This is a genomic window from Streptomyces sp. NPDC058685, assembly GCF_042714725.1.
Lineage (GTDB): Bacteria > Actinomycetota > Actinomycetes > Streptomycetales > Streptomycetaceae > Streptomyces.
This window is the reverse complement of record NZ_JBHXSL010000092.1, coordinates 1-15,540: the sequence shown is the minus strand read 5'-3', so window position 1 is coordinate 15,540 and position 15,540 is coordinate 1. Positions and strand designations below refer to the sequence as shown.

Genomic DNA, 15,540 nt, shown 5'->3' with positions numbered 1-15,540 from the left:
GGGGGGTTCAATCTGGTGAGACAAGACGGGTGCGGGGGGGCGTTTTATCGCGCGCCCCGGCTCCTTCACCTACGGACCGGTCGGACGTGTGGTCAGGAAGCGGGCTGCTCCACCTTGGTGGCGGGCTTGCCGTCGACCGCGGCCGCCAGCTGCGGGACCAGGCGGTCCATGACGTAGGGCAGGCTCAGGACGGAGACGAAGGACGTCGCGTTGCCGTAGTCGCTGGTCTCCGGAATGTAGACCTCACGGCCCTCCTTCACCACGTTCAGGTCGCCGTACGAGGCGTCCTTGTGGAGCTTCGCGGTGTCCTTGGCGACGTCGCCGACGATCCACACGACGGCCTTCTGGTCCAGCAGGTCCATGCGCTCCTTGCTGATGTTCGCGCCGAACTTGTCGCCGATCGCCTTGTCCAGGCCGGTCGGCAGCGTCAGCCCGAGATTGGTGAGCAGGCGCGAGCGCGCGTCCTGGCTGCCGAAGACGAACGTGCCCTCGTACGGCGTCGCCATCACACCGGTGGCGCCCTTGAACTCGGGGTGCTGCGCCGCGGCCGCGGCCAACTTCGCCTCGACGTCGGCGACGGCCTTCGTGGCCTCGGCAGGCTTGCCGACCGCGGTGCCGACCCGCTTCGTCAGTTCCTGCCACGGGATGCCGAAGTCGTTGTACTCCTTCGGCTGCGCGACGACCGGGGCGAACTTCGACAGGGACGTGTACTGCTCCTTGGTGAGGCCGCCGTACAGGGCGAGGATCAGGTCGGGCTTCAGGGCCGCGATCTTCTCCACCTGCGGGCCGGTGCCGGTGTCCTTCAGCACCGTCGGCGCGGCGGCTCCGGCCAGCTTGTCCGTGGCCCAGGGGCCGATGGCGCCCTTGTAGCCGCCCAGCCACTCGGTGGTGCCGACCGGCACCTTGCCCAGCGCCAGCAGGGCGTCCTGGTCGGTGAGTCCGACCGTGACGATCCGCTGGGGCTCGGACGTGATCGTGGTCTTCCCGTACTTGTGCGGGATCGTCACGGGGAAGGCCTTGTCGGCCGACGCGTCCTTGCCGGTCGACGTGGACGTGTCCGAGTCGGAGTCGCCCCCGCAGGCGGTGGCGGTTCCGAAGAGCAGCAGAACGGAGGCGAGCGCGGCGGCGAGCCGGGGAGCTCTGAGGGAGCGGGCCATCGGTGTCCTTCGGTTCGGGTTCCTGTGGAGCGGTGAGGGTGTGGGGGGCTGTGTTTCCTCAGACGCCGCGGTCGCGGCTGTCCGACCACGCCTCCCACAGGGCGGCGTAGCGTCCTTGTGTACGGCGGAGTTCCTCGTGGGTGCCGGTCTCGACGATGCGTCCGCCGTCCATGACGACGATGCGATCGGCGGTCGCCGCCTGGGTGAGACGGTGCGCCACGATCAGAGCCGTACGACCGTCGACAGCGCGCGCGACGGCCTTCTCCAGGGCGCGGGCTCCGGTGCTGCCTGCCTCGGCGGTCGCCTCGTCGAGGATCGCGACGGGCGGATCCGCGAGGATCAGCCGGGCGAGGGCGAGCGCCTGTGTCTGTGCGCTGCTCAGCCGGTGCCCGCCCTCGCCCACCACCGTGGCGAGTCCGTCGGGAAGCGCTTCGGCCCAGCCCAGTGCGTCGACCCGGTCCAGTGCGCTGCGCAGTTCGCCGTCGCTCGCCCCGGGCTTGGCCAGCCGGAGGTCGTCGCTGAGCGTCCCGGCGAAGACGTGGGTCTCCTGAGTGATCAGGGCGACGGTACGGCGGGTGACGGCCGGGCCGAGTTCGTGGAGCGCGGCGCCGCCGAGCCGCACGGTGCCGGCCGAGGGCCGGTGCACACCCGCGATGATCTTGGCCAGGGTGGTCTTGCCCGCCCCGCTCGCCCCGACGAGGGCGACGCGCTCCCCGGGCCGCAGCGTCAGGTCGACATCGTGCAGCACGGGATGCCCCGTCTCGTACGCATGGCAGAGGCCGGTGACGGTGATGGACGCGTCGCGCGGGGTCGCGGGGCGCGCGGGCTGCTCGGGGAGCGGCTGATCGGCCACGCCGACGAGCCGGGCGAGGCCCGCGGCGGCCGACAGGGCGTCGTCGATGAGGACGAGTGCGGAGTTGATGGGGGTGAAGAGGCTGTGGAAGTACAGCGCGGCGGCGGTCGCCGTGCCGAGGGACGCGGATCCGTCGCGCACCAGCCAGAAGCCGGTGACGAGGACGGCGGCGAGCCCGATGTACTCGCCCACGTGCAGACGGCTGTAGAAGCCCAGCACGAGCTGGACGCCGCGCATGGTGAGCCGGACGACGGACCACGAGCGCCCGGCAGCGCGTTCGCTGTGCTCCGCCTCCAGCCGGAACGCCTTCACGGTCGTGCTGCCGCCGATGGTGTCGAGCAGTTGTTGCTGCTGGGCGCCGGTGGCGATGCGCTGCTCCGCGTAGAGCGGTACGGCCCTGCGGACGTACCAGCGTGCCGTGTACACCTGGACGGGGACGGCGAGCAGCGCGGCGACCAGGAATCTCCAGTCGAGCACCGCGAGCGCGCCGAGGGTCAGGACGATCGCGAGCAGTGAACGGGCCAGCTCCGGCAGGGCGTTGCGCACGGCGTCGGCGATCAGGGACACATCGGCGGTGACCCGTACGGTCAGGTCGCCGGAGCCCGCCTTCTCCACCTGCTCCAGGGGCAGACCGAGAGCCCGTTCGACGAACCGCTCGCGCAGTCGGGCCAGGACGGTTTCACCGAGCCGGGAGATCAGCGAGAGGCCAAGGCCGGTGGTGAGGCCCTGGACGACCGCGACGGCGGCGAGCAGCACCACGATCGTGGTGATGGCGTCCGGCGGCCGGTGGTCCGCCGCCAGGTCGACGACGCGCCCGAGCAGCGGCTGGATCAGCAGTCCGACGGCGGTCGCGCCGACCATGACGACGAATCCGCACAGCGCGAGGAGCCGGTGGGGGCGCACGAGTTCGCCGACAGCGGCGCGGGTCCGTGCCGCGGTCGCCGTCGGCAGAAGCTGCCGGACGGACTCGCCGCTGCCGGCGTTCTCCTGCACGGTCTGTCGCTTCGGGTTCGCGTCGGTGAGCCTGGAGGTCTGCGCGTCTCGCGTGTCCGCCTCGGGCGACGTGCGGGCCTGCCCGCTTTCCGTCTTCGCCCCGGGCGATGTGGAGGCCTGCCCGTCGGCCTGCGGGCCGGTCTGCCGTTGTGTCATGAGAGGACTGCCGAACGGTAGGAGATGCGGTCACGGACGAGTTCGGCGTGGGCGGCGCAGCCCGCCACCCGGCCGTCCTCGATGAGGACGACCCGGTCGGTCACGGACAACAGCGCCGGACTCGTGGTCACCAGGACGGTGGTGCGATCGCGGCGGATGTCCCGGAGACCGGCCGCGATCCTGGCCTCGGTGACCGCGTCGACCGCCGTCGCCGGGTCGTGCACCACCAGGACGGGTGTGTCGGCGGCCAGGGCGCGGGCGAGCGCGACACGTTGGCGCTGTCCGCCGGACAGCGAGCGCCCGCGTTCGGTCACGATCGTGTCGCCGCCCTGGGGCAGCGTCCCGGCGACCTCGTCGGCGCCCGACGCGGCGAGCGCCGGACCGATGTCCCGCTCGGGCGGCGCCGCGGCACGGACGTTGCCGGTGAGCGTGCCTTCGAAGAGGTCCGCGTCGTGTTCCGCGACGAGGATCGCGGTCCGGACGTCCGCGGGGTCGAGGGTGGTCAGCGGTACGCCGTCCAGTTCGACCGAGCCGCTGTCGGGGTCGGAGCGCCGGGCCAGGCAGAGCAACAGCGCGGTCGCGTCGGCGGGGTCGGTGGCGACCACGCCGACGATGTCGCCGGGTGCGATGTCGAGATCGAGGTCCTGGAGCGTGCCGTACGAGACACCGCGCAGGCGGACCGCGCCGCGGACGGGCTGCGGCAGTCGGTCCACGCCGGGGAGCACCGCGCTGTCCGCGCCGAGCACTCCGGCGATGCGCGTGGCGGAGGCACGGCCCTGCGCCAGCTCGGAGTTGATCCAGGAGAATTCCGAGAGCGGTCCGAGCAGGAACAGCGCGAGGCCGACCGCCGAGACCAGTTCGCCGAGGCTGATGTCCCCCTGCGTCGCGAGGCGTCCGCCGACGAGGGCGACGAGGGCGATGAACACACCGGTGAGCGCGAGCACGATGCCGTTCTGCCATGCGCGCGCCCGTGCGGCCCGGAGAGTGGCGGACAGGGACTCGCTGCTGGTCTGCCGGTAGCGCGCGACGGCGGCGGATTCGGCGCCGATGCCCTTGAGCACCCGCAGCCCGGCCACCAGGTCCGCGGCGATACCGGACGCCTGTGCCGCTCGTTCCTGTTCGGCCTCGCTCCGGCGCTCCAGCGGTTTGCTCAGCAGGTGACCGAGCCACAGCAGCAGGGGCGTGCCGAGGAGCACCACGAGTCCGAGCAGGACCGAGATGCGTACCAGGACCACCGCGCTGACGAGGAGTCCGGTCAGTGCCGCGACGGCGACGATCACTGCCATGTTGACGGCGCCGACCCGCTTGGCGTCCTCGGTCGCGATGTTCGTCAGCTCTCCGGGGAGCCGTCCGCTGTCCGCGCCGCCCTCCGGGGCCAGGATCCGGCCGACGAGCCGGGTCCTGAGGCGGTGGGCCGCGGTCTCCGCCGCCCGTTCACCGGCGCGCGCGCCGAATCGGAAGCTGAACGAGAGCCCGACGTAGACGACGGCCAGTGCCGCGAGGCCCAGCAGCAGCCCTCCGGTGTCACTCCTGGCGACGCCCCGGTCGATCACGACACCGATGAGCACGGGGACCAGGGCCTCCCCGGCCTGGTGCCCCGCGCCGAGCAGCGAGCCGAGAGCCACGTCGCGGCGCTGCCCTGTGACAGAGCTCCGCAGAACATCCCGCCCCGACAGGTCTGTTGCCCCCACCGCACTCCTCCGGACCTGCTTGGCAGTGCCCATGGACCGAGCACGAGAACTTAGGTAAGGCTAGACTAACTACGACCTGATGAGCCACCCCTCGTCGCGATCGAGGCGGTAGCGTGATCCAGCGGCGCGACAGCGTGGGCGACCGGCCTCAGGCCGGGCCCGAGTGCGCCGATCCCGGGGGCACTTGAGCCGTACGCCCCGCACCGTCGGGGTCGCCGATCCGCACCAGCCGGTACCGCTGCTCGTACTTCGGCCCCTTGCGCCGGTCGGCCTTCTTCGGCCTCGCCCGCCGGGCGGCGGCCACCAGCGCACCGACCTCCGGACGCTCCCTGCGCAGCCGGTAGAACGCGCGCCCCGACATCCCGACGAGTGCGGCGGCCGGGCCGTGCAGAGCGCCGCCGCGCATGGCCGTCAACAGGACCCGCAGCGCGGTCGGGGTGAGGGGCGTCGCACCCGGGACCGATCCGCGGGCCCGGGCCATCGTCGTCGCGGCAGCCATCGCGGCCGCGAACGTCGGGTCGTGCTCCTGCCAGGCGGCCAGCAGCCGTTCGGAGACACCGGCCGCCACCGCACACCCCGGCGGACCCAGCCCGAGAGCGGCAGCCCGTACGGCGTCGGCCATCCGCGCGGCGGTCTCCTCGCGCAGACTCGGTCTCGCGCCCAGCGCGTGGAGCAGGGCCCTGTCGACGTCCTCTTGTGCGTCGAGGTCCGCCACCACACCATCGGCCCACGACTCCAGCCGGTTCGCGGGGTCGACTCGTCGCTCTTCCACTCGCAACACCTTCTTAGGTTAGCCTCACCTAAGCATATTCCGGAGTGGGATGACGACCCGTTCACAGGAAAGGATCAGCTTGTGCTCTGCACCAGGTTGACCAACGCACGTGTCATCACGATGGACCCGGCACGCCCCGCCGCACGAGAGATCGGCATCTGGCGGGGACGCATCGTGGGCCTGGACGAGGAGGTGGCCGCACTTCCCGCCCGGCGGGTGGTGGACCTCGACGGGGCGACGGTGCTCCCGGGCTTCATCGACAGCCATGTGCACCTCGCCTGGACCGGACTGAAGGCGCGGACACCCGACATCGCCCCCAGCACCCGCGTCGACGACATCCTCGCGGTCGTCGCACGGGCCGTCGCCGACGCACCGCCCGGCAGCTGGGTCGACCTGGGAGGCTACGACCAACGCACCCTCGACCGCCCCCTGGGCGCCGCGGAACTGGACGCCGTGAGCCAGGGGCGCAAGGTGTGCCTCGGGCACATCTCCGGACACGCGTGCCTGGTCAACACCGCGATCCTGGACCTGCTTCCGGCGAGTGTGCCGCACACGAACGGTTTCCTGGCCGAGGAGGCCATGGGCGCGGCCCTGCGACTGCGGCCGCCCCATTCCCTGGCCGAACTCGTCGACGCGATCGAGACCGCCGCGTGGACGTGCCGGAGCGAGGGAGTGACGGCGTGTGCCGAGGCCGGCATCGGCAGCGAACTGTTCGCCCACAGCCCCGTCGAAGCCGCCGCCTACCAACTCGCCCACGAGAAAGGGCGATTGCCGATCCGGCTCCAGCTCATGGTGGCCGCGGACGCCCTGAAGCCCGTCGAGGCCGCGCGGGAGGACTTGACGTCGCGCGCCTTCGGCCTCGGTCTGCGCACCGGCTTCGGGGACGGGCACCTGTCGCTCGGCGCCCTCAAGGTCTTCACCGACGGCGGCATGATGGCCCGCACCGCCGCGCTCACCGAGCCCTATCACGGTACGCAGTCGGCGGGTCAGCTCCAGATGCCCGCCGAGCAGCTCGAGGACACCATCGTCCAGGGCCACCTCGCAGGCTGGCAGCTCGCCGTGCACGCCATCGGGGACCGCGCGGTCGATGTCGCCCTGGGCGCCCTCGAGAAGGCCCAGCGCCTTCACCACCGCCCGCAGGCCCGGCACCGCGTCGAACACGCCGGCCTCGTCCGCCCGGACCAGCTGGCCCGCTTCGCCGCCGTGGGGGCCACCGCCGTCGTCCAGCCCAGCTTCCTGCGGTACTTCGGCGACGACTACGCGGAGATCATGGGCGGCGAGCGGGCGCCGTGGCTCTACCGGGGCCGGGGCTTCCTCGACAACGGCGTTCGCCTGGTGGGGAGTTCGGACCGTCCCGTCGCCGACGGCGCGCCCCTGCGTGCCATCCAGTTCATGGTGGAGCGAGCATCCGAGTCGGGCCGGCCGGTCGGCCCGGACGAGAGCATCGGTGTCGACGAGGCGCTGCGGGCCTACACCTCGAACGGCGCGTACGCCTGCCACTGGGAGGACAGCGCGGGCAGCATCACCGCCGGCAAACGCGCCGACCTCGTGGTCCTGGAGGACGATCCGCGGCGGGTGCCCGTCTCGAAGATCGGGGACATCGCGGTGATCGGGACCTGGCTGGAGGGGAACCGGTCGCCGGACGGCCCCACGGCCTGATGTCACCGGCGGAGCAGTGGGCAGGGCCACCCGGGCACACCGCACTCACCGGGCGCCCGCCGGATGTGACAGGGGGTAGCCGTTCGACGTGCGCCCGCTCCTGGGCACTGATTCGCTGATGGGGGGACCGCATCTCCGTCACGAAGGAGTGACCATGAGCCCGGAAAAGCCGTCACACGGCTCCGCCGAGGACATGAAGCAGCAGGCGCAGAAGATGGAACAGGCCGCGGAACAGTCCTCCGACCCCCATGTGCGCCGACGCCTGCGGGAGAAGGCCACTGAGCTGCGCCGCCGCACCAGCCGGCAGCAGGGCGAGGCCCCGCCCGGGGACTTCCACCCCAAGCACTGACGGTCGCGCTCGGAACGAGAGGCCGCACAACAGGCCGCTCACGATCACGGCCGGTCGACCGGCCCGCTCAGGAGGACGAGCCGTCGACGAGCCCGCTCCGGACGGGGGCCGCGGGAAACCCGCCGGCCCCCGTCCGCGTCTTCAGCCGCGTCCTCAGCTGCCCGAGGACCCGCTCGCCGCGTTCCGCCACACCGTCAGATCCAGGGTCAGGTACTTGCTCGGTGAATCCTCGGCCGAGAAGCCCTTCACCGTCAGCAGCCCCAGATGACCCGTACCGGTCGTGATGCAGACCTGCCGTCCCTTCGACAGCTTGTCCACATAGACGTTCTTGGTGAACCGCGTGTCCTTGCGGCACGTTTCGAGGGACCCCTGCTGGCCCGGGTCGAGCAGGACCAGGTTGCCCTCGCTGCTCTCCGCGTCGAGGTATCCGCCCGTGTCGTAGGAGAGCTCGTACCCGCCGTCCTCGCCCTCCTTCGGCCGGACGTCGTCGTCGCTCAGCGTCAGATGGAAGCCGGCCGTGAGGTTGATGCCCGGGTAGTCGACGGGCTTCGGCGGGGCCGGCGCCGGGTCCGGTCCGGGGGCGGACTCCTCCTTGTCGCCGGTGCCCTTTCCGGTGTCCGAGGACGAACCGCCCTCGGACGAACCGCTGCCCTGCGACTTCCCGTCGTCCTTCATCGCCAGGTACGCCGTCCCGCCCCCGATACCGAAGACCAGCAGGGCCGCCAGCGCGATGAGCGCCGCGCGTCTGCCGCCACCGCCGGTGGCGCGCCGGGCATGGGGATCGACGTACGGGGCCGGGTACGGGCGCGGGTTGGGGTGCGTCGGGACGTGGGTCGGGGCATAGGCGTGCGCGTGTGAAGGGGCGGGATGGGAGGGCTGGTGGTGCTGCGGAGCCGGGTACTGCGGGGAGGGGCCGTGCGCGCCGGGCGGCCCGTAGCCAGGGGGCGGGGTGCCGTGCGTCACCGGGGTGGTGGGCGAGTACGCCGCCGAGGGGGTGGTGGAGGGCGGCGGAGGTGTCTGGGCCGGGGCCAGCGCCGCCGCACGTCCGGTGATGTCGGCGCTGACTGCCGCCGGGAGCCAGTCCTCGGGCCGCCGCAGTACCGTCTCCGCGTTCGCCGACTGGCAGAGTCCGATGATGTCGGCGATCGACGGCCTGGCCGCGGGGTCCTTGGCCAGGCAGCGCGTGACGAGTTCCCTCAACCGGTCGGGCACTTCGCTGAGATCCGGCTCCTCATGGACGATCCGGTACAGCACACCGTGCGAGGTGCCCTCACCGAAGGCCGGGCTACCCGTCGCCGCGTACGCGGCGACCTGGCCGAGCGCGAAGATGTCGGTCGCTGCCGTGACCCGCTGCCCCGCGGCCTGTTCGGGGGCCATGAACGACGGTGTGCCGATGGTGACGCCACTGCCGGTGAGCGACGTGGCGTCGGCCGCGTAGGCGATGCCGAAGTCGATGACGCGCGGTCCGTCGGCCGCGAGCAGCACGTTGGACGGCTTGAGGTCGCGGTGCACGATGCCGGCGCCGTGGATGACGTGCAGGGCCTCGGCGATGCCCGCGACGAGCAGCAGCACCGCCTCGACCGGGAGCGCCCCGTGCCGGGCGACCGCGTCGGCGAGCGAGGGACCCGGGACGTACGCCGTCGCCAGCCAGGGCTGCGGCCCGTTGGTGTCCGCGTCGATCACGGGAGCGGTGAACAGACCCTGCACACGCTGCGCGGACTTCACCTCCTGCGCGAAACGGCGGCGGAACTCAGGGTCCTCGCCGAACTCCGGACGGATCACCTTGATGGCCACCGGCCGTCCGCCGGGCGTGTACGACAGGTAGACCTTGCCCATGCCTCCGGCACCGAGTTTCGCGGTCAGCCGGTATCCGGCGATGGTCGCCGGGTCGTCTCCCGAGAGTGGCTGGAAGACCTCGGCCTTCCCCCGGTCGTGCTGCTGACCACTCATCACGCATGCCCCCTACACAAAACGCCGCTGTCGCACGGCACCCTACCCAAGGGAAGGCGGCGCCCCCGCCCTCGGGCGCCCGACGTACGCGTGGCGTGGACCGCGCTCGCCCCGGGCCGCGATCGGCACCGACGGTCTGCCCGGGGGCCCTTCGCCGGGCAGACCGTCGGTGCCCGGCCTGGGCGCCACGTGCCCGACCGCTCCCGATCGGGCCGCCCCGCTCACGAACCCCGCTCACGCACGCAGAAGGCGCAGCACCACCGGTACCGGCCGGTTGTCGTCCTCCGAGGGCGGCGGGCCCAACTTCCCGAAGATGCTGGCCACATGTTTCTCCGATTCCGGCCGGGACCGCGAGTGTCCGGGCGATGCCGGCGTGGTTCTGTCCTCGGCCATCAGGCGGAGCAGGGCCAGTTCACGGTCCGTCAGGGAGCGAGTTCCCGCGGCCGGCTGCCCGCGCCCGCCGGTTGGGTGACCGCCTCGGGGTCCGGTGCCGTGCCGCCCGCGACCACGCGGGCCAGGGCGTCCGTGAACTCGGCGACGTTCGCGACCCGGTCGAGACGCAGGCGCCCGAGCCGGACGAGTCCGCCGCCGGAAGCCTCGTGGCGTACGTCGTCTCGATGTACTGCGAGAGGAGGAGCACGCCGGTGCGTACTGCGAGAAGAGGAGCACGCCGGTGCCGATCCCTCGCGTGTGGATGTCATGCCCTCCACGCCAGGAGCGGGGATGGTCACCGGCCTGTGGCAGGCCTCCGTCCTGAGCTGGAGGGGTTTCCCCCAGCACGGCGAGGCGGGCCATCGGCCCGTCCACCCGTGGCGGTGGCTCGGCGGGCCGGGCGGTCCTACCGTAGAAGGGACGTCGTCACCGGTCGGCACGACGACACCTGCGCGCAGACGGACGCGCGGCGCGACGTGAAGTGCCGTGACGAAAGCGCCGCCGTCGTGTCTTCTCCAGTGCCCGGCACGCGGGGGCGACGGTGCAGGAAGGTGTTGCAGGTGACATCGATGGCCGATATCGGCTCCCAGCCCCTCGTGCCCGGCGCGCACGAGGCGGATCTGGACGATGCCACTCTGGTCGTGCGCGCCCGTGACGGCGACGTACGGGCCTTCGAGGTGCTCGTGCTTCGCTATCAGGGCCCCATGTACCGCCTGGCGCTGCGCATGCTCGCCAGTCGTGGCGACGCCGAGGATGTCGTGCAGGAGGTCTTCCTGACCGCCTGGCGGCGACTGGGCCGGCTGCGGGAGACTGCCGCGTTCGTGGGCTGGCTGTACCGGATGACGACCAACCGGTGCCTGAACATCATCCGGGCACGCAGGCCCATGGCCGTGACGGACCTGGACGCTCGCGCGTCGGCCGATGCCGGCGGATCCCCGGAACGGTCGGCACAGGTCGGTGAGCAGCTGGTCGCGCTCTCCGGCGCCCTTCAGCAACTGACCGCGGAGCAGCGGGCCTGCTGGCTGCTGCGGGAGGTGCACGGGCGCTCCTACGACGAGATCGCGCGAGCGACGGGCACGACCCGGACCGCGGTACGCGGACGCATCGCACGCGCCCGCGCCCACCTGGCGGAGGTGATGGCTCCATGGAGATGAACGACGCGCAGGGCTCCGCACTCCCGTGCGGCCGCGACATCGAGACGGTGTGGGAACGGCCCTCGCCGAGGGGCGGCGACGGGTCGGACGGCCACGACCCCGGTTGCGAGTACTGCGCTGCCGCGCGGGAGAGTCTGGCGGTGCTGCGGGAGGTGACGGGCGAGCTCGTCGCGGAGGAGATCCAGCCGCCGTCCGGGTTCACCGCCCGCATCATGTCCGCGGTCCGGGCTGAGCGGAGTCGGCACCGCATGCTGCGGCTGCCCAGCACTGAGCCCGGCGAGGTGCGGGTCAGCGAACAGGCGGTAGCCGCCGTGTTGCGGTCCGCCGCCGATTCCGTCGAGGGTGTCCGCGCCCGGCACTGCCGGATCACCGCCACCGAGACGGATGGCGCGGTGCGGGTCCACCTCACCATCGCCGTCGGCTACCGCGGCTTCCACTCGGACGCCGTCGAGGACGTGCGTGAGCGCGTACGGGCCGCCGCCTCGGCCCGCGTCGGAGTGTCGCTCGTGCACGTGGATCTGACGGTGGAGGACCTCTACGACCCACCCCGCCACCGGGACGAGGCTCCCGGTCTCTGAGGCCGGCTGACGCACAAGGACAGGTGCTCGCGATGGGAACCCCTCTCCCCCACGACAGGACCGGAGCTCCGCGCACCCAGTGGGTGCTGGCCGAGCCGGTGATCGCCGCGGTCGCCGCTCATGCCGCGGGCGGCGTCGCCGGTGTGGTGAGGCTCGAACCCGGCCTCACCGGCATCGCCTCGCAGGTGGCCCGCTCGGCCCGGCAGAAGATCAACGGCCTCGCGCCCGCCCCGACCGAGGGCGTCCGCGTACGGGTGGACAGGGCGGCCGAACCACCGGTCCTGTTCATCTCCGTCGACCTCGTCACCTCGGCGCAGGACCAGGCGGCGGCCGTGGCGCAGGCGGTTCAGCGCGAGGTCACGCGTGCGGTCGCCGATGCAACGGGGCTGACCCCGCGCTCCGTCGGGGTCTCGATCACCGACATCGCGCCGTACGGGGCCGGTACGAGGTGACACCTCGAACGGACCTGACACGTGCCCTCCTGGCTGTCGTGGCCGGGCTTCCGGGCCTGCGTCCCGCCACGCCCTCCACCACCCCCATCGGCTCACGTGTGCCGTGGAACCTCGACGCGTCGGCGGTTGCCATCGGCGACGACGTCGTCGAGATCCGTCTCGTCGCCCTCGTCCTGCCCCTTCCCACGGCCCTGAGCCGGGCCGGGACGGCCCTGCACGCGGTGCTGGAGGGAACCAGGTGGAAGGACGCCCGGCTGCGCCTGGTCGTCACGGACATCGACGCCACCGCCCTCACCCGTCCCCGCCTGGAACGGTGAGACCGATGCCGGATGCACCGTGACATTCCGCCCCGGCCCGGGTCCTACCAGTACGACGAGCGCGAAACGCCTCGTACGTCTGGAGCCCGAGGAGGGCGTCATGAAGATTGCCGATCACTCCACGTTCGCCGCCGGTGACACCGACAAGAGCACCGGCCCCACGACGGTTTCCCGGGGCCAGAACTCCGAGCAGAGTCTGGGATCCACCACCATCGCCGACGTCGTCGTCCAGAAGATCGCCGGCCTCGCGACTCGCGAGGTACCGGGTGTGTACGCACTGGGCGGCGGTGCGTCACGGGCGTACGGCGCGATGAAGGGACGGATCCCCGGGGCCTCGGCCAGCGCCGGACAGGGCGTGTCCGTCGAGGTCGGCCAGAAGCAGGCAGCCGTGGACCTTCAGATCCTCATCGATTACGGCGCGTCCATACCCGACCTGTCCCGCGCGGTCCGCAACAACGTCGTGGACACGGTCGAGCAGATGACCGGACTGGAGGTCGTCGAGGTCAACATCAAGATCAACGACGTCCACGTCCCCGGGGACGACGGGGACGACGGCGACCAGGAACGCACCGATCGCGTCGAGTAGAGCGCCGTCGGTTGAAGCAGCAGAGGCGCGCCCGACCGGGACACTCGGTGGGGCGCGCGGGCAGCAACTGCGAGCGGACGTCGGCGAGTCGGCCTTCTACCGAGCGCCGGCGTCCTCCTCGTCCTCCCATTCCTCCGCCTCGTCGTCGTACTCCTCGTCGCCCTCCGGCTCCTCGTCCTCGTCGCCTTCCTCGTCCTCGGCCTCGTCGCCTTCCTCGTCCTCGGCCTCGTCGTCTTCGGCTTCCTCGTCGTACTCGGCGTCCTCGTCGTACTCGTCCTCCCCGCCTTCGGCCTCTTCTTCCTCCGCCACGGCGTCCTCATGGGACACGACCACTTCGCCGTCCCTGATCTCACCGCGCCACCCCTCGGGCTCGTCGTCGGTGAGGGACACATAACGCTGGAAGTGCTTGAAGTCCAGGCGCATACGGCGTCCTTGGGCCCGCCACAGATTGCCCGTCTTCTCGAAGAAGCCCGACGGGTAGTACTCCACGACCAGGACGATCCGCGTCAGCGCGGGCGCGAGCTCATGGAAGCTGACCACGCCTTTGGTGCTCCCCTTGGCGCCCTCGGACGTCCACGCGATGCGGTCGTCGGGTATCTGCTCCTGAACCTTCGACTTGAAGCTGCGGTTGGACAGAGCGATCTTGACCTTCCAGTCGCTCTCCACCTCATCACCCGCCGAAACGCTCTGGACACCCTTCGTGAAGCTGCCGAACTGGTCGTACTGGGTCCAGAAGTCGTAGGCCGTGCGCAGGGGCACTCCGACATCGAGCACTTCGATGATGTTCATGGACTTGCCGCTGGACTTGCCCTTGCCCTTGCCGCCGCCGAACGCTCCTTTGACCTTGTCCATGACGCCCTTCGCCTTCCCGGACACGAATGCCTTGAGAGGAGACTCGCCCCCGAGAACCCTTGCGCCGATGGCAGGCAATGACCCGCCGTTCTCGGCCACGTCGGTCAGCTGCCCCGTGACGTCCTTGAGCTTGTCGCCCGCCTTGTCCGCAAGGCGTCCCATCTGAGCATTGGCGTACCCCGACAGCTCCTCACGCAGCCGGTCCATACCTGACTGCTCCGTCCCCGACCGCGCGTCTTCCTTTCCTGTCATGACTGCCTACCTCCGACGCCCGGACCGCGAGGATGACTTCTTGGCCGGGGCGGATTTCTTCGCCGCGGCTTTCTTGGCCGGAGCCTTCTTGGCCGGCGCTGCCTTCTTGGCCGCTGTCTTTTTGGCTGCCGTCTTCTTGGCCGGGGATTTCTTGGCCGGAGCCGACTTCTTGGCCGGGGCCGACTTCTTGGCCGCCGTCTTCTTGGCCGCCGTCTTCTTGGCCGGGGCCTTCTTGGCTGGGGCCTTCCTGGCCGGAGCCGACTTCTTCGCACGGCGAGGCGGCTCCTCGTCCTCGTCAGGTTCCTCTTCGTCCTCGTCCGGCTCTTCGTCCTCGTCCGGCTCTTCGTCTTCGTCCGGCTCTTCGTCCTCGTCCGGCTCTTCGTCTTCGTCCGGCTCTTCGTCCTCGTCCGGTTCCTCTTCGAGCTCGTCCTCCGGCTCCTCGTCCTCGTCCCACTCCTCGTCCTCGGGCTCTCCGTCCTCCTCGTCCTCCTTCGGCAGCGGCGCCTTGTCACCGAGGGCGCTCGTGCGGCTCTGGAGAGTGTCGGCGAGCGAACTCATACCGCGATCGGCGACGGCCGCGACCGCCTTCCGCCCTGCCTCCAGGACATCGCCCTTGAATTGCTCCTGAAGCTCGGCGACCTGTGGCAGCTGACCCAGACGACTCACAGCCTCGGCCGCCAACTGACGGGGTTCCAGCCCGAATCGTCTGCCCGCCAGATACGTCGCCACCGTCAGCGCGAGCTTGCCCTTCTTCGTCCGGCCCAGCACGTATCCGCCCGCGACAGCCGCCGCCAGAGCCACCTTGGTCTGGTTGTCCATGGATCCATCACCTTCCATCGGCGCTTTCGCACGGTGCGGATTGCCGCCGGATGCGGGGCATTCCGCCGCCCGGGCACATCAACTGCCGTCTGTCGAAAAGGGCAGCGCGGGAAGGCGACTCATCGGCCCTCACATCGTGCGACCCGGGTGCCAGTCAACGGAGCAGGCACATCGCACCGGGGCCGCCGGCATTCTTGTCAGCCCCACGTTTTCCAGTCTGTACCCAAACGCGACAACCGCATCCCGAGGAACTCCCGCACCCCCACCCCCGGTCACACACCATTCGGTGCCGTCACTCGCTGCCACCGGCGGAGGGCTCCGTCGGCGCGCGGAACGAGGACCGCGCGCCCGTCGCCTCGGTGCCCGAACTACGCGGGTGCAGGCTGCCTGATGGGGGCTCCCGCACGGTGGAGGCTGGCGAGAGCCTGCCGGTAGGACGTGATCAGGCTGGTTTCCAGGTAGTTCACTCCCAGCTCCTGGCAGTGGCGGCGGACGATGACCTGCGCCTTGCGCAGGTT

At 71.2% G+C, this 15,540-nt stretch carries 15 protein-coding genes; 7 read left to right on the top strand and 8 right to left on the bottom strand.

The annotated features are described in order from the left end of the window. Nucleotides 1–92: 92 nt before the first annotated feature. From ACFWU3_RS35625 to ACFWU3_RS35610, 4 genes are all read right to left on the bottom strand, one after another. The gene (locus ACFWU3_RS35625) at nucleotides 93–1,157 is read right to left on the bottom strand and encodes an iron-siderophore ABC transporter substrate-binding protein (protein WP_384445649.1); all 1,065 of its coding nucleotides are present in this window, start codon (nucleotides 1,155–1,157) and stop codon (nucleotides 93–95) included. Nucleotides 1,158–1,215: 58 nt separating this feature from the next. Continuing rightward, nucleotides 1,216–3,159 carry an ABC transporter ATP-binding protein gene (locus ACFWU3_RS35620; RefSeq protein WP_384445647.1) on the bottom strand — a complete coding sequence of 648 codons (1,944 nt, stop codon included), beginning with the start codon at nucleotides 3,157–3,159 and terminating at the stop codon, nucleotides 1,216–1,218. After that, nucleotides 3,156–4,850, bottom strand: coding sequence for an ABC transporter ATP-binding protein (locus ACFWU3_RS35615; RefSeq protein WP_384445645.1), 1,695 nt, complete (start codon nucleotides 4,848–4,850; stop codon nucleotides 3,156–3,158). The genes ACFWU3_RS35620 and ACFWU3_RS35615 overlap by 4 nt, the downstream gene beginning before the upstream one ends. A gap of 148 nt (nucleotides 4,851–4,998) precedes the next feature. Then, nucleotides 4,999–5,622, bottom strand: coding sequence for a hypothetical protein (locus ACFWU3_RS35610; protein ID WP_384445643.1), 624 nt, complete (start codon nucleotides 5,620–5,622; stop codon nucleotides 4,999–5,001). Between the two features lie 81 nt (nucleotides 5,623–5,703). Here ACFWU3_RS35610 and ACFWU3_RS35605 point away from each other — a divergent pair, with 81 nt between their 5' ends. Together ACFWU3_RS35605 and ACFWU3_RS35600 are read left to right on the top strand one after the other, a co-directional pair. Next, nucleotides 5,704–7,281, top strand: a complete 1,578-nt coding sequence (locus ACFWU3_RS35605) for an amidohydrolase (RefSeq protein WP_384445642.1) — start codon at nucleotides 5,704–5,706, stop codon at nucleotides 7,279–7,281. Nucleotides 7,282–7,435: 154 nt separating this feature from the next. Further along, on the top strand, nucleotides 7,436–7,630 hold the full coding sequence (locus tag ACFWU3_RS35600) for a DUF6381 family protein (RefSeq protein WP_327685677.1): 195 nt from the start codon (nucleotides 7,436–7,438) through the stop codon (nucleotides 7,628–7,630). Nucleotides 7,631–7,783: 153 nt separating this feature from the next. Here the strand turns inward: ACFWU3_RS35600 and ACFWU3_RS35595 are convergent, their stop codons facing one another. Further along, the gene (locus ACFWU3_RS35595) at nucleotides 7,784–9,580 is read right to left on the bottom strand and encodes a serine/threonine-protein kinase (protein ID WP_384445640.1); all 1,797 of its coding nucleotides are present in this window, start codon (nucleotides 9,578–9,580) and stop codon (nucleotides 7,784–7,786) included. Between the two features lie 422 nt (nucleotides 9,581–10,002). Further along, entirely contained in the window at nucleotides 10,003–10,281 is a 279-nt protein-coding gene (locus ACFWU3_RS35590; protein ID WP_384445638.1) for a hypothetical protein, read from the bottom strand. Nucleotides 10,282–10,581: 300 nt separating this feature from the next. Between ACFWU3_RS35590 and ACFWU3_RS35585 the strand changes: the two genes are divergently transcribed. The 5 genes from ACFWU3_RS35585 (at nucleotide 10,582) to ACFWU3_RS35565 (ending at nucleotide 13,099) form a co-directional block, all read left to right on the top strand. Then, nucleotides 10,582–11,166, top strand: coding sequence for an RNA polymerase sigma factor (locus tag ACFWU3_RS35585; protein ID WP_384445636.1), 585 nt, complete (start codon nucleotides 10,582–10,584; stop codon nucleotides 11,164–11,166). Further along, on the top strand, nucleotides 11,157–11,744 hold the full coding sequence (locus tag ACFWU3_RS35580; protein WP_384445634.1) for an Asp23/Gls24 family envelope stress response protein: 588 nt from the start codon (nucleotides 11,157–11,159) through the stop codon (nucleotides 11,742–11,744). Before ACFWU3_RS35585 ends, ACFWU3_RS35580 begins: the two co-directional genes overlap by 10 nt. 32 nt (nucleotides 11,745–11,776) lie before the next feature. After that, a complete protein-coding gene (locus tag ACFWU3_RS35575; RefSeq protein ID WP_384445632.1) occupies nucleotides 11,777–12,196 on the top strand; it encodes an Asp23/Gls24 family envelope stress response protein in 420 nt (139 codons plus the stop codon). A 38-nt stretch (nucleotides 12,197–12,234) separates the two neighbouring features. After that, nucleotides 12,235–12,513, top strand: a complete 279-nt coding sequence (locus ACFWU3_RS35570) for a hypothetical protein (RefSeq protein WP_384445630.1) — start codon at nucleotides 12,235–12,237, stop codon at nucleotides 12,511–12,513. Nucleotides 12,514–12,613: 100 nt separating this feature from the next. After that, entirely contained in the window at nucleotides 12,614–13,099 is a 486-nt protein-coding gene (locus ACFWU3_RS35565) for an Asp23/Gls24 family envelope stress response protein (protein ID WP_384445629.1), read from the top strand. 96 nt (nucleotides 13,100–13,195) lie between these two features. On the opposite strand, the gene ACFWU3_RS35560 is transcribed toward ACFWU3_RS35565, so the two are convergent. Together ACFWU3_RS35560 and ACFWU3_RS35555 are read right to left on the bottom strand one after the other, a co-directional pair. Further along, on the bottom strand, nucleotides 13,196–14,203 hold the full coding sequence (locus tag ACFWU3_RS35560; protein WP_384445627.1) for an SRPBCC family protein: 1,008 nt from the start codon (nucleotides 14,201–14,203) through the stop codon (nucleotides 13,196–13,198). A 6-nt stretch (nucleotides 14,204–14,209) separates the two neighbouring features. Beyond that, complete coding sequence (locus ACFWU3_RS35555) at nucleotides 14,210–15,022, bottom strand: histone protein (protein ID WP_384445625.1); 813 nt, start codon at nucleotides 15,020–15,022, stop codon at nucleotides 14,210–14,212. Nucleotides 15,023–15,540: the final 518 nt, after the last annotated feature.

Bases quoted from the DNA above. Each gene is read 5' to 3' on its own strand.
- ACFWU3_RS35625 (WP_384445649.1), bottom strand. From the start codon at position 1,157: ATGGCCCGCTCCCTCAGAGCTCCCCGGCTCGCCGCCGCGCTCGCCTCC.
- ACFWU3_RS35620 (WP_384445647.1), bottom strand. From the start codon at position 3,159: ATGACACAACGGCAGACCGGCCCGCAGGCCGACGGGCAGGCCTCCACA.
- ACFWU3_RS35600 (WP_327685677.1), top strand. From the start codon at position 7,436: ATGAGCCCGGAAAAGCCGTCACACGGCTCCGCCGAGGACATGAAGCAG.
- ACFWU3_RS35595 (WP_384445640.1), bottom strand. From the start codon at position 9,580: ATGAGTGGTCAGCAGCACGACCGGGGGAAGGCCGAGGTCTTCCAGCCA.
- ACFWU3_RS35590 (WP_384445638.1), bottom strand. From the start codon at position 10,281: ATGACATCCACACGCGAGGGATCGGCACCGGCGTGCTCCTCTTCTCGC.
- ACFWU3_RS35585 (WP_384445636.1), top strand. From the start codon at position 10,582: ATGGCCGATATCGGCTCCCAGCCCCTCGTGCCCGGCGCGCACGAGGCG.
- ACFWU3_RS35580 (WP_384445634.1), top strand. From the start codon at position 11,157: ATGGAGATGAACGACGCGCAGGGCTCCGCACTCCCGTGCGGCCGCGAC.
- ACFWU3_RS35575 (WP_384445632.1), top strand. From the start codon at position 11,777: ATGGGAACCCCTCTCCCCCACGACAGGACCGGAGCTCCGCGCACCCAG.
- ACFWU3_RS35565 (WP_384445629.1), top strand. From the start codon at position 12,614: ATGAAGATTGCCGATCACTCCACGTTCGCCGCCGGTGACACCGACAAG.
- ACFWU3_RS35560 (WP_384445627.1), bottom strand. From the start codon at position 14,203: ATGACAGGAAAGGAAGACGCGCGGTCGGGGACGGAGCAGTCAGGTATG.
- ACFWU3_RS35555 (WP_384445625.1), bottom strand. From the start codon at position 15,022: ATGGACAACCAGACCAAGGTGGCTCTGGCGGCGGCTGTCGCGGGCGGA.